Origin of the sequence: Neobacillus niacini (genome assembly GCF_046591715.1) — a bacterium.
Classification (GTDB): domain Bacteria; phylum Bacillota; class Bacilli; order Bacillales; family Cytobacillaceae; genus Neobacillus; species Neobacillus niacini_L.
Genome location: NZ_JAWVNQ010000003.1, coordinates 377391 through 390191 on the forward strand (window position 1 = coordinate 377391; position 12801 = coordinate 390191).

Annotated in this window: 9 protein-coding genes; 5 read left to right on the forward strand and 4 right to left on the reverse strand. The window is 38.4% G+C overall.

Annotated elements, in window-relative coordinates:
• The first annotated feature begins 16 nt into the window (after window positions 1-16).
• Window positions 17-1525 (forward strand): carboxypeptidase M32, encoded by a 1509-nt coding sequence (locus SFC47_RS11820; RefSeq protein WP_411254466.1) that lies wholly within the window; start codon window positions 17-19, stop codon window positions 1523-1525.
• 58 nt (window positions 1526-1583) lie between these two features.
• Window positions 1584-2498, forward strand: a complete 915-nt coding sequence (locus tag SFC47_RS11825; protein WP_411254467.1) for a DMT family transporter — start codon at window positions 1584-1586, stop codon at window positions 2496-2498.
• Between the two features lie 22 nt (window positions 2499-2520).
• Here the strand turns inward: SFC47_RS11825 and SFC47_RS11830 are convergent, their stop codons facing one another.
• Genes SFC47_RS11830 through SFC47_RS11840 form a run of 3 tightly spaced genes read right to left on the reverse strand, consistent with a single transcriptional unit; the run spans window position 2521 to window position 4832 of the window.
• Window positions 2521-4185 (reverse strand): b(o/a)3-type cytochrome-c oxidase subunit 1, encoded by a 1665-nt coding sequence (locus SFC47_RS11830; protein ID WP_411254468.1) that lies wholly within the window; start codon window positions 4183-4185, stop codon window positions 2521-2523.
• Window positions 4185-4661: a cytochrome c oxidase subunit II gene (locus SFC47_RS11835; protein ID WP_411254469.1), complete on the reverse strand. Its 477-nt coding sequence runs from the start codon at window positions 4659-4661 to the stop codon at window positions 4185-4187. Before SFC47_RS11835 ends, SFC47_RS11830 begins: the two co-directional genes overlap by 1 nt.
• A 21-nt stretch (window positions 4662-4682) precedes the next feature.
• A complete protein-coding gene (locus SFC47_RS11840; protein ID WP_411254470.1) occupies window positions 4683-4832 on the reverse strand; it encodes a cytochrome c oxidase subunit 2A in 150 nt (49 codons plus the stop codon).
• Between the two features lie 688 nt (window positions 4833-5520).
• Between SFC47_RS11840 and SFC47_RS11845 the strand changes: the two genes are divergently transcribed.
• Window positions 5521-6609: a type III polyketide synthase gene (locus SFC47_RS11845; protein ID WP_411254471.1), complete on the forward strand. Its 1089-nt coding sequence runs from the start codon at window positions 5521-5523 to the stop codon at window positions 6607-6609.
• Between the two features lie 3 nt (window positions 6610-6612).
• Window positions 6613-7185 (forward strand): isoprenylcysteine carboxyl methyltransferase family protein, encoded by a 573-nt coding sequence (locus SFC47_RS11850; protein WP_411254472.1) that lies wholly within the window; start codon window positions 6613-6615, stop codon window positions 7183-7185.
• An 881-nt stretch (window positions 7186-8066) separates the two neighbouring features.
• On the opposite strand, the gene SFC47_RS11855 is transcribed toward SFC47_RS11850, so the two are convergent.
• The gene (locus SFC47_RS11855; RefSeq protein WP_411254473.1) at window positions 8067-8993 is read right to left on the reverse strand and encodes a nuclease-related domain-containing protein; all 927 of its coding nucleotides are present in this window, start codon (window positions 8991-8993) and stop codon (window positions 8067-8069) included.
• Window positions 8994-9132: 139 nt separating this feature from the next.
• Here SFC47_RS11855 and SFC47_RS11860 point away from each other — a divergent pair, with 139 nt between their 5' ends.
• Window positions 9133-12789 (forward strand): dynamin family protein, encoded by a 3657-nt coding sequence (locus SFC47_RS11860; protein WP_411254474.1) that lies wholly within the window; start codon window positions 9133-9135, stop codon window positions 12787-12789.
• Window positions 12790-12801: the final 12 nt, after the last annotated feature.

A 12801-nucleotide genomic window follows, 5' to 3' on the forward strand; every position in this document is an offset into this window, starting at 1 on the left:
AAAAGGGGGATTTAGGATGAGCCTGACACCAGAGCAACTTGAAAAGAAGTTTCTAGAATATGTAAAGAAAATAAATGCATATAATGAAGCGCTCGGATTAATCTATTGGGACCTACGGACTGGAGCTCCGAAAGAGGGAGTCAATCAAAGGTCTGAAGTAATTGGCATGCTTTCATCAGAGGTTTTTAAAATGTCCACATCGGAAGATATGGCAGCATACATAGCAACTCTTTCTAAAAATGATCTATCTGAAACCACACGTAAAATACTTGAAGAATGTAAAAAGGAATACGAAAGAAACAAAAAAATTCCTGCAGACGAATATAAGGATTATGTCATACTCCAATCTAAAGCAGAATCAGTCTGGGAGGAAGCAAAAGAAAAGTCGGATTTTAATATGTTCAGACCATACCTCGAAAAATTGGTAGAAACAACGAAAAGGTTTATCCATTATTGGGGATATAAAGGAAACCCTTACGATGTTTTATTAGATTTATACGAACCTGGCATGACAGTGGAAGTCCTTGATCAGGTGTTTGGTGACCTAAGGAAGAAAATTGTCCCATTAGTTAAACTGATTGCTGCCTCACCAAATAAGCCGAGGACTGAGTTTCTTTTTAAACAGTTTAATAAGGAAAACCAGCGTGCATTAAGCTTAGAGATACTTGGGAAAATGGGTTATAACTTTAATGCAGGCAGACTTGATGAAACAGTGCATCCCTTCGCTACTGGATTAAATCCAGGTGATGTCAGAGTAACAACCAATTATGATGAACAAGACTTCCGTACGGCGGTTTTCGGGACCATTCACGAAGGCGGTCATGCATTATACGAACAAAATCTTTCTAAAGAATTGGTTGGAACTCCTTTATGTACAGGAACCTCCATGGGGATACACGAATCCCAATCTCTTTTCTATGAAAATATAGTTGGTCGAAGTTTTCCTTTTTGGAAAAATAATTATGAGCTGTTAAAAAAATATGCAACGGGTCAATTTGACCAGGTTTCAATCGAAGAATTCTATAGGGGAATAAATGAGTCTAAGCCTTCACTTATTAGAATCGAAGCAGACGAGTTAACGTATCCACTCCACATTATTATCCGTTATGAAATTGAAAAGGGTCTTTTTAATGGGGAGATAGAGGTTGGTGACCTTCCGCAGGTTTGGAATTCCCTATATCAAGAATATCTAGGGATTACACCAGAGAATGACGCAAAAGGTGTATTGCAGGATGTTCACTGGGCAGGGGGGAGCTTCGGATACTTTCCATCTTATGCACTGGGATATATGTACGCTGCTCAATTTAAGCATAAAATGCTTGATAGTCTGCCGAACTTTGATCAATTGTTAGAAGAAGGGGATTTGCTGCCAATCAAAGAATGGCTGACGAAAAATATTCACCAATACGGGAAACTGAAGAAACCTTTAGAAATCCTTCATGATGTAACCGGGGAAGGCTTGAATGCTCAATATTTAATAGACTATTTGTATGAAAAATATGGTAAGGTGTACCAGTTGAATTAATGATAACAGGGGAAGGGTGGAAATAATGCCCTTCTTCTTAATTTTATAAGGTGTGTGAATGATGGGGAAATTAGGTCCAATTTTTCTAATTGCAATCAGTGCATTTATGTGGGGGATTATCGCTATATTTGTTAGGAAACTGGCAAGCGCAGGTTTTACTCCGATGGAAATAGTTACAATTAGAGTCGTAACTGCTGCTTTCTTGCTTGGGATCATCGGTATCCTAAAATATCCAGAACAAATGAAGATCCAATTTCGAGATAGTAAATACTTTATTGGAACAGGGATTTTTAGCATTGTTTTGTTTAATTGGTGCTACTTTACTTCCATAAATCAACTTAGTCTATCATTTGCGGTTATCTTACTTTACACAGCACCCGCCTTTGTCGTTGTACTTTCTTATTTGTTCTTAAAAGAAAGTATGGATTTTATGAAAATTATTTCAGTTATTGGGACTTTGATGGGCTGTATTTTAATTGCGGGAATTAATTTAAAGGAAACACCGTCTATGAATCTAATAGGGATATTAACAGGCTTAGGAGCAGGATTCGGTTATGCCTTATATACTATATTTGGCAAGTTTGCATTAGTAAAGTATCGTCCATACACTGTTACTTTTTACACGTTCCTCGTTGCGTCCATTGGTTTACTTCTCTTTACCGATCTATTCGAAAAAGGAAGTATGCTAATAAGGGGAGAAGTCATTCTATACGGTATCGGATTAGGCTTATTTCCAACCGTTTTGGCGTATTTATTTTATACAAAGGGACTTGAGAAGATGGAAGGCAGCAAGGCCTCTATTATAGCGACGGTCGAGCCGGTTGCGGCAACGTTGCTAAGTGTTTTCTTATACAAGGAAGACTTTGGACTCCTCCAATTTATCGGAACAGCCATGATTCTACTGTCAGTTATACTCATAAATATGCCGAAAACTTTCTTTAAAATGAACAACAAAAAAAGGCTTCAGTTTTAGTGAAGCCTTTTTAGTATTTTTGTTACCATGAACCCCACGTTTTGAAGCCTGGTGAGCCTGGAGGCGCATTTTGAATCATGTCGATAAACGGTATGGTGTAGGCGAATAGAATTAGGGCTGCTGTGATACCAAGCCATAATTTCCAGTTTTCAAAAATCATTGGTGCTTTTTCATCAAGATTTTCAGCTTCACCAACAGGGAATTCTTCTTCTCCTTTAGGAGCAAAGAATGCAAGATTTACAAAGATGATAATCATTAAGATAATTCCAAGGAATAAAATGGATCCGCCAACCGCCTGTGCAATTTGGTATGGAATCCATTCCATTGCCTGGGCTGAATCGCCATAAGTTGAGTAGGCAGAGCGTCTCGGACCGCCAAGAAGTCCTTGGAAGTGCATAGCACCTGACATAAAGGCCATCCCAATAAACCAAACCCAGCCTTGAATAATACCTAACTTGTTCATTGCTTTCGTTAACTTACGTCCTGTTAAATGAGGAACAAGCCAAAAGGTAATTCCAAAGAACGTCAAAACAACAGAAGTTGCAGCGGTTAAATGAAAGTGACCTGTTACCCAAATTGTATTGTGGACCACTTGGTTCATCTGATTTGAAGCGTTGATGATACCGCCTGCTCCAGCAGGGATAAAGCTTGCCATCCCAATGAATGGAACGGTAAAACGTGCATCTTTCCAAGGAAGGACCTTGAACCAGCCAAAAAGGCCAGTTGCCCCTTTAGAGCGGCCAAATCGCTCAAACGTTGCAAACAATGAAAATGCCGTCATTAAAGATGGAATAATTACCATAAAGGTTAAAACTACCTGTAAAAATTTCCACGCTGGGTCAATTCCTGGCTCCGTTAATTGGTGGTGGAATCCAACCGGGATGGAGAATAGTAAAAATAGAATAAAAGATAAACGTGCCAGTGAATCAGAGAAAATTTTCCCGCCAATAATTTTTGGAACAATTGCATACCAGCACATATAGGCTGGAAGTAACCAGAAATATACGAGCGGGTGTCCAAAATACCAGAACAATGTACGGCTTACTAAAACATCAACAGTATCTACTATGCCTAATGACCAAGGAAGCAGCTGGAATAATACCGTAGCAGCAACACCCAGTGTAGCAACAATCCAAAGCACTGTATTAATAACAGCCATAAAGCTTAATAACGGGCTTGGTTTACCAGGGTTTTCTCTTCGCCATCTAGCATATGTCATGATTTGAGCCGCTCCGTCAAGCCAGCTGCCCACTACCACAAATGTCATACCTAAGTAAAATATCCAATGCGCTTTTAATGGTGCATAGAAGGTATAAAGAACAGAAGCTTCTTTCAGTAATACCATGGTTGCAGCCATAATGGTTCCTACTGTCATCACCCAGAAGCCAATCCAGCCGATCCGGCGTGCTGCTTTGGAATGAGTCCCTGCTGTACGGCTGACTGCCGCATATTGGAATCCCATGATAAAGAATGTTGTTAAAACAAGCCCCATTAATACACCATGAACAGTCAGAATTTGATAATAATCAATTCCCCAAGGAAGTTCAAATTTACCAGAACGGACGAGGGTTTGCAGCAATCCCATCAAACCGCCTAGTGTAAGAGCAATAAAGGCAACATAAAAGTGTGCCATCGCTAGCTTTCCATCACGTGGATCTACTTTTAATTTGGTTGTTTGGCTGCTCATTATTTAACCACCTTTATCTTAGAACTCATTAAGTGGTGTCCAGTACCGCAGTACTCGTTACAAACCACTAAAAATTCGCCTTCTTTATCAAACGTTGTGACAATTTCATTTATGTAGCCTGGTTCAAGCATCATATTGATATTTGTTCCGGCAACCTGGAAACCATGAATGACATCCTTTGTGGTTGCCATTACTTTTACTTTCGCACCAAGTGGAACTTCCACTTCAGTAGGGTTGTAGAAGAAAGCAGACGCAACATACACTAATTCATAGTCCCATTCTTTTCCCTCAACTTTATTTAATCCAGGTTTATTAAATGGTGCTGTAGAATCAACCTTTTCTGGATCAATCGTAGTTAAACAGCTTGGCGGCTTGTTGCCTAAGTAAAAAGCGCTTACACCCACTACTGATAAGAAAACAACAAGAGCGCCGATTCCGAAGATAAGCCAAATTTTTTCAAACTTATGCATATGCATGGTTTTTTCCCCTTTCTCTCTTTAAAAACGGTCTAAGAACAAGAAATAGACACTTACCCAAGTGACAACTAAAAAGATTCCCAAAAAGATAACGGACGCAAATGTCCCTTTAAGAGAAGAGCTGTCTTCAATTTCTGTTTTTTTGTTTGTTTTCAGTTCTGCTTTCGCCATCCTCCAAGACTCCCTTCCGTAAAATAAAATTAAATAATAAGTTCTCTTTCATAATACAAAACAATTGTGAAGAAAAAATAACAAATCTGACAGTTCACAAAATGTTCATTCCTTAGGTAAGTACTATGTTAATAGTAATAAATTGATATAACAGTGATTTATATCACAATAGTTGCGGGGAAGTTGTGACTAAAATGTGAACTATCACTTTATACCTGTGATAAAAGTAATTGATTATAACTGCCATAAAGAAAAAAGCTTGTGTTATCAATGATTGTCACAATCTTGAAACTTTTTAATAGAATGGAATAGATGCAACAGAATTTTCCAAAAGCGAGCGTGTTATTGTATGGAAAAATATTATTGTGAACCATGCCGTCTCCTCTTTGACAAAATCGAATATTGTAAAGTCTGTGGGTCCTTAGCCGACAAGAAGATAAAAATTGAAGTGCAAGCCCAATCAGAAAAACAATAAAAGAAAATAAAACGCCAAGACATGGTGCTCTCTTAATTTAAAATTGGAAAAGTTTGCGTAATGATTAGAAGTACCATCTCGGTTATAATCAAAGAGCACAACAACAACAACCTTCAAAACGTTGGCTTCCCTCTTTGAGGGGAGCTTTTTTTTGTACATATAACTCCTTTTTTTGGTAAAAATACCATTACCTACATTGAAGGAGAATAAACGATGCCAACGATTCTTTCAGTAGCAGAAGCAGTTCCTGAATTTGAAATAAAGCAAGAGCGAGCGGTGGAGTTTGCCAGAGAACTTTTTTCAGATCGTTTTAAGGATATCGAAAGGCTGCTAAAGGCTTTTCAAAATGGACAGATTGAAAAACGTCACATCGTCAAAGAGATTGATTGGTATAAAGAAGACAGGTCTTTTGCTGAAAAAAACAATGCCTATATTGAAGCTGCTGTTACCTTGGGAATGCAGGCGATAGTGAACTGCCTTGAAAATGAGACATTTCTGACCAGAAAGATTGACTGCGAAGAAATTGACGCGATTTTCTATATCTCAACAACCGGAATGGCAACCCCGAGCATCGAAGCAAGAATTATGAACCTATTACCATTCTGTGAACATACGAAAAGAATACCGATTTGGGGTCTTGGGTGTGCCGGTGGAGCAGCTGGTTTATCGAGGGCGTTTGAATATTGCACTGCATTTCCGGAAAAAAAGGTTGTGGTGCTTTCAGTTGAACTGTGCAGTTTAACTTTTCAACGAAATGACTATTCAAAAAGCAACCTGATTGGCACATCATTATTTGCAGATGGGGTTGCCTGTGCATTGATTTGTGGTGATAAAGTAAACATTGCTGAATTAAACGCTAAAAGGACTGCACCAGCAATTGTTGATACTCAATCTACGTTAATGCCTGATTCTCTAGATGTGATGGGCTGGGATATAAAAGATCAAGGACTGTTCGTGGTTTTCTCGAGAGATATTCCCAGTATTATAGAGGAGTGGCTAAAACCAAATGTAAGTAAGTTCTTAACGGTAAATAGGTTGGAGCTTTCTGAGATCGCCCAGTTTATTGCACATCCTGGAGGAAAAAAAGTTATTGATGCATATATCAAATCCTTAGGTATACCTGCTTTTATGACAGATATTTCACTTGAAGTGCTTAAGCAATATGGAAATATGTCGTCTGCAACAATTCTATATGTTCTTAGAAGGTTTATGGAATTAGGCGGGGAAGAAGGCACATATGGACTTTGCACGGCGCTGGGACCAGGATTTAGTTCAGAATTGCTGTTGCTGAGATGGAGGTAAGGGATGATTACTTTTTTCATATTTTTTTCAGTATTAGTAATCCAGCGGTTACTGGAGTTAGGTATCGCCAGAAGAAATGAGAAGTGGATGAAAGAACGAGGTGCGAAAGAATTTGGTAAGAAGCATTACCACTTTATCGTGCTGATGCATTCTTTGTTCTTTGTTGTTTTCTTTTTTGAAAAGGTTACCTTTTCTCGTGAGTTATCATCTGTTTGGCCCATGTTCGCAGCAGTATTTGTATGTGCACAGCTGATAAGAGTGTGGGCAATATCATCGCTTGGCCATTACTGGAACACTAAAATTATTGTGCTGCCAAAGGTCGATGTCGTTAGAAAAGGCCCATATAAATTCATAAAACATCCCAATTATTTAGTAGTTTCAATTGAGCTCCTGGTTGTGCCCTTGATGTTTGGTGCATACATAACGGCCAGCTTGTTTACGTTATTAAACATATTAATGCTGTCAATCCGCATACCAGCCGAGGAAGAAGCATTGAAGGAGTTGACTGAATACGAAGGAAGCTTTGAAAGCTGTAATCGCTTTTTGCCGAAATTGTTAAATAAATATGACAATTAACTTGTTTATGTTGAAAATGATTATCAACTATGATATTCTATTTTTAACAAAGAATGAAAATCATTCTCACTTTATATGAGCGGATAGGAAGGTGTATCTTATGGCTTTTGCATTTGTAGGTGGAACGGTAATTATATACGCATTTGTCATGAAGCACGTCTTAAGAAACGTAACACGGTAAGAGCGCTACAAACTTGAGCTAGGGAGAAATCCTTGGCTTTTTTCTTTTGTTCGAGAATGAAAATGGTATCTTAGTGACCGAAGCATTGCTGGGAAATTGAGTAGGGTAATTATAGAGGGTCCATAGTGACCGAAGCATTGCTGGGAAAATGAATAGGTAGCTATAGAGCGTTCATAGTGACCGAAGCAAAGTTGGGAAATTGAGAAGGGTAGCTATAGAGGGTCCATAGTGACCGAAGCAATGCTGGAAACATGAGAAGGGTAGGTATAGAGGGTCCATAGTGACCGAAGCAAATGCTGGGAAAATGAATAGGGTAGCTATTGGGGTCCATAGTGGCCGAAGCAATGCTGGAAAAATGAATAGGGTAGGTATAGAGGGTCCATAGTGACCGAAGCAAATGCTGGGAAAATGAATAGGATAGCTATTCGGGTCCATAGTGACCGAAGCAATGCTGTAAAAGTGAGAAGGGTAGCTAAAGAGGGTCCATAGTGACCGAAGCAATGCTGGAAAATTAAGTAGGGAACTTATAGAGGGTCCATAGTGACCGAAGCATTGCTGAAAAATTAAGTAGGGAACCTATAGAGGATCCATAATGACCGAAGCAAACTGGAAAAATAAATAAGGTACCTATAGATTGCTTATAACGCCAGAAAAAAGGTCACTAAAGAACCTCCACATGACCTACATGTAGGAATCTAAATTACTTGTAATAAGTATACTTTCCTCTGCAATAAACCTTATAATGTTTTTGCAGAATCCTCCTAATCTGTTTCTTAGATTCAATCACTTTACACCACTCATAAACCAGATTGGTGGTTATTTTAATATTTGGAAAGAGAAGCTGTAACTCCCTAACAGATCGAAGTATCCCTTTTTCGACATGTTCCACACTGGCACATACGCTGCACACTATCTTAGTCTCTCCTGCCTTAACCGAAAAGGAATGGCATGAAATGCAAGTTTTTCCTTTATTTAATTGCTCATAGCTATAAGGGGGCAGTCGGGTGTAGGGAGATGCTGGTTTATGTTCCTTTATTAAATAGTCTGCTAGTTTAAAGTGATCTTCGTTTAGTATAGAGGGTTTCGCATTTAATTCTTCAAAATATTTAGCGAGTTGAGTGGGATATATAATGGGTTTGTCCAATGGTGCCTGGTAGAGGGTAAATGCTGGATTAACAAAGAATACATTTGATTTTATGGAGATAGAGTAATTTATTTTTTGGAAAACTTGCTGAAGTAAGGTGTCACTTCTTTTTAATTGATCAAGTGGATTCTGTATCACAGTATCATTTATTACATAAAATTGATCAGATTTATAATAATAATCCCCCTCATAATTTTTCACTTCACATGGAAAATGGGTACCTTGGCCAATGAGAAAGGTGTCTATTTGGAAATTTGTCGAATTTATCTCTAGCCGCAAATCATTTAATACTAAAAACTTCCGTGCATCCAGACTTTCAGTTAATTGATCAAACATAACCTCCCCCTGATAACCTTTTTCAAGGTACAAGTAGATTTTTTTCTCTTTACTGGGTAAAACCATACGATTGTTCAAAGATCTAAACAGCTTTAATTCCTCTGACTCGATACGTTCTTTATAGGCCATATTCCACATCCTTATCATCTAATAATCTAATAGTACCTGAGCGGAAAAAATAATGCGTGAATATTATGTTAACAAATTACGTTTTCACGATAGGAAAAGTTTGAATTATCGTATAAAATATAAAATATTACAAAGTTGTGAACAAGGGGAAGAAATTATGGTGCATACGGCTAATAAAACAGAAACAATACCATCGCTTAAAAATAAGATCCTTGCTTTATATGAATACCTAATCAAAACTGGCGATACAGAAAATGCTGAGAAGACTAAGCAATTGGCAAAAAAGCTTCAAAATCGGGAGTTTATGATTGCTTTTTGCGGTCACTTTTCGGCTGGGAAGTCAACGATGATCAACAAAGTGGTCGGTGAGAATCTGCTTCCATCGAGCCCGATTCCCACCAGCGCGAACCTCGTCAAGGTAAAATCAGGCGAGGAATATGCTAAGGTTTTTTTCAAAAATGAAAAGCCGCGGGTGTATTTAGCACCATATGATTACGAATTAGTAAAGAATTATTGTAAGGATGGCGACCAAATTGAGGAAATCGAAATCAGCCATGCCGACTCTCAGTTACCTGAAAACACCGTTATTATGGATACTCCAGGAATAGATTCAGCAGATGATGCTCACAGGGTTGCAACGGAATCAGCTATCCACCTAGCGGACCTAGTTTTATACGTGATGGATTACAATCATGTCCAAGCAGAGCTGAATTTTTTATTTACGAAAGAATTAACGGAAGCTGGAAAAGAAGTTTATCTCGTTATTAACCAAGTGGATAAGCACAGAGAAGAAGAATTATCATTCCGCCAATTTCAAAATAGTGTCAAGGAATCTTTTGCTGCGTGGGGTGTTAAGCCGGCTCGAATCTTTTATACCTCATTAAAGTTCCAAGACCATAAATTGAATGAATTTAATGATCTGAAGAAATTTATTGCCGATAAATTGCAGAATAAGGATCAGCTTTTGCAGCAATCCATTTTCCATTCTCTGAAAAAAATTGCACTTGACCATCTAGATCAGGACCGCAATAGACGGGAAGAAGAGCTTCAGCCAGTTTTTGATATGTTGAATGAACTTCCTGAAGAAGAGAAACAGGAACTAACACAAAGCTATCAATCCATCAGTGCAAATCTCGAGACCCTTGAAAAAGGGGTAGAGGAAACCGAAAAGGAAATGGATAAAGAGATTGTTACCATTTTGAATAACGCCTATTTGATGCCCTTTCAAACAAGGGAATTAGCGGAGGCATATCTTGAAGCAGTACAGCCGGAGTTTAAGGTAGGATTTCTTTTTTCAAAACAAAAGACGTTAGAGGAAAAGAATGCACGCCTTAATCGACTTTACGAGGACCTGTTAGAGAAAACAAAGTCACAGCTTGAATGGCATTTGCGTGAGTATTTGATTTCTATCTTGAAGAACTACAGTCTTGATGACCAGCATCTTCAAAACAAAGCGCAGTCTTTTTCAATTACTGTACCGATTGAATTAATTGTGCAAAGCGTTAAGCCAGGAGCCCGCCTTTCTGGTGAGTATGTCCTTCATTACACAGAGGATTTAGCGAATGGAATCAAAAAGATAGCAAGAGAAGGTGTTTTAGAGTTTAAACAGGCACTCATGCCCGAACTAGAGGCAAAGACAACGAAGTTAACTGAAATGTACCAAGAAGAGTTCAGAAATATGGAACAGTATGTCAGTGCACTATCTGAAAAAGAGAACTTTGTAAAAGAAACAGCTGCAAAAGCTGCAAAGGTTGAATCTCTGCTGAGTGAAGGAGCGGAAGTCAATACCGATAATCATATGTTATTCCAGCAGGAAGAGGAAGAAGCCGAAGTAATTTATGGTCAATCCAAGCCAGTGAAAGAAACAATTCAAAAGAAAGCACCGGTACCAACGGTAGTATCAAATGTTACGAAGCAAACTGAAACAGAAACAGCAAGAAGCCATTTACAGAATATGGTTTCCCGTTTGAATCAGTCTGCCAAGCTAATCGATAACCTGCCTGGATTTCAAAAGCTGGCAAAGGAATTAGAAGACAAAGGAGCCCGTTTAGCAAACAAGGGTTTTACAGTAGCATTATTTGGTGCCTTTAGTGCAGGTAAATCTTCCTTTGCTAATGCACTGATGGGAGAAAAGGTGCTGCCAGTATCACCTAATCCAACAACGGCAGCGATTAATAAAATCAAGCCTGTAAGTGAGACTTATCCACACGGAACCGTGCTTGTAAAATTTAAAGAAGCAAACGCGATGCTCGAGGATGTTAACCGGTCTTTAAAATTATTTGAACGCCAAAGTCCTGCTTTAGAAGCGGCTTCAAGCGAAATCGATAAGGTGATGCTTGAAAAGGGGAAGGAAGGTGTAGCGGAAAAGACACACTATGCTTTTTTACAAGCATTCAAAAAGGGCTTCCACTTACACGGTGAGCAGCTTGGAAGTGTCCTAGTAACAGACTTAAACGAATTTGCTGATTTTGTTGCATTGGAGGAAAAGTCGTGCTTCGTGGAATGGATTGAGCTTTACTATGATTGTGAACTGACTCGTAAAGGAATTACACTCGTAGATACGCCAGGGGCCGATTCAATTAATGCCCGTCATACTGGAGTGGCATTTGATTATATTAAAAATTCAGATGCAATTCTTTTTGTAACGTATTATAATCATGCATTTTCAAAAGCGGACAGGGAATTCTTAATCCAGCTTGGCCGCGTGAAAGACTCCTTCCAGTTAGATAAAATGTTCTTTATTATTAATGCCATTGACTTAGCTGAGAATGATGAAGAGAAGGAAAGTGTTGCCGAATACCTAACAGAACAATTAATAAAATATGGAATTCGGAAGCCACATCTCTATCCATTATCTAGTTTGTTAGCTCTAAAGGAAAAAGTAGAACCAAACAGTGATGAACACTCAGGAATGGGGAATTTTGAAGGAGATTTCTACCATTTTATTTCTAATGATTTAACGGAAATGGCGATTACATCAGCTGGTAATGAGTTAAATCGTGTCCAGGAATTGGTAGGCAACTTAATTCGAAATTCTAAAGAAGACCAATCTGTTAAAGACAAAAAACGTACTGAAATCCAAAAGCAAAAAGCCCTGATAAAAGAGCTGCTTGAAAAACAAACACCTGAGGCACTGCAAAAACGTATGACCCTAGAAGGTGAAGAACTCCTTTACTATATTAAACAAAGAGTCTTCCTCCGTTTTGGCGACTTTTTTAAAGAGGCATTTAATCCTGCCACGCTAAGGGATGACGGAAGAAATTTAAAGAAAGCGTTACATTCAGCATTGGATGAAATGTTAGAAAGCCTGGGCTTCGATTTTGCACAGGAATTACGTGCAACTACTGTCAGACTGGACTCTTTTGCCGGTAAAGTATTAAACGACTATCATACAGCCTTAACTCGCAATATGAAGGAAATCAATAAGGATCTATCATTTGCCCCTTTTGAGATGAAGCATGAAGAGAAGATTGAGTTTCCTTTAGCATTCATTGAGCTAAATAAGCAGCTGTTTGCAAAAGCACTTTCATATTTTAAAAATCCTAAGTCCTTTTTCGAGAAAAATGAAAAAAAGCTTATGAGTGATGAGCTTTATCATGTATTAAATGATCCGGCTGATGAGTATCTAAAATCTGAAGGTGAAAAGTTAAATCAATTTTACACCCGTATTTTGACAGGTCAATTTGAAAACTTACTATCCCAAATGGAGGAACAGGCAGACGATTTTTATTTGAGTCTTCTTACCGCTTTAGATGGGGGAGTATCCATCGAGATATTACAAGATGTTTATCAAAAACTTGAAGAGTCCAAATAGTAGTTCATCGGA

Excerpts from the sequence above, each read along its gene's own strand:
- SFC47_RS11820 (WP_411254466.1), top strand. The coding sequence starts at position 17 with ATGAGCCTGACACCAGAGCAACTTGAAAAGAAGTTTCTAGAATATGTA.
- SFC47_RS11825 (WP_411254467.1), top strand. The coding sequence starts at position 1,584 with ATGATGGGGAAATTAGGTCCAATTTTTCTAATTGCAATCAGTGCATTT.
- SFC47_RS11830 (WP_411254468.1), bottom strand. The coding sequence starts at position 4,185 with ATGAGCAGCCAAACAACCAAATTAAAAGTAGATCCACGTGATGGAAAG.
- SFC47_RS11835 (WP_411254469.1), bottom strand. The coding sequence starts at position 4,661 with ATGCATATGCATAAGTTTGAAAAAATTTGGCTTATCTTCGGAATCGGC.
- SFC47_RS11840 (WP_411254470.1), bottom strand. The coding sequence starts at position 4,832 with ATGGCGAAAGCAGAACTGAAAACAAACAAAAAAACAGAAATTGAAGAC.
- SFC47_RS11845 (WP_411254471.1), top strand. The coding sequence starts at position 5,521 with ATGCCAACGATTCTTTCAGTAGCAGAAGCAGTTCCTGAATTTGAAATA.
- SFC47_RS11850 (WP_411254472.1), top strand. The coding sequence starts at position 6,613 with ATGATTACTTTTTTCATATTTTTTTCAGTATTAGTAATCCAGCGGTTA.
- SFC47_RS11855 (WP_411254473.1), bottom strand. The coding sequence starts at position 8,993 with ATGATAAGGATGTGGAATATGGCCTATAAAGAACGTATCGAGTCAGAG.
- SFC47_RS11860 (WP_411254474.1), top strand. The coding sequence starts at position 9,133 with ATGGTGCATACGGCTAATAAAACAGAAACAATACCATCGCTTAAAAAT.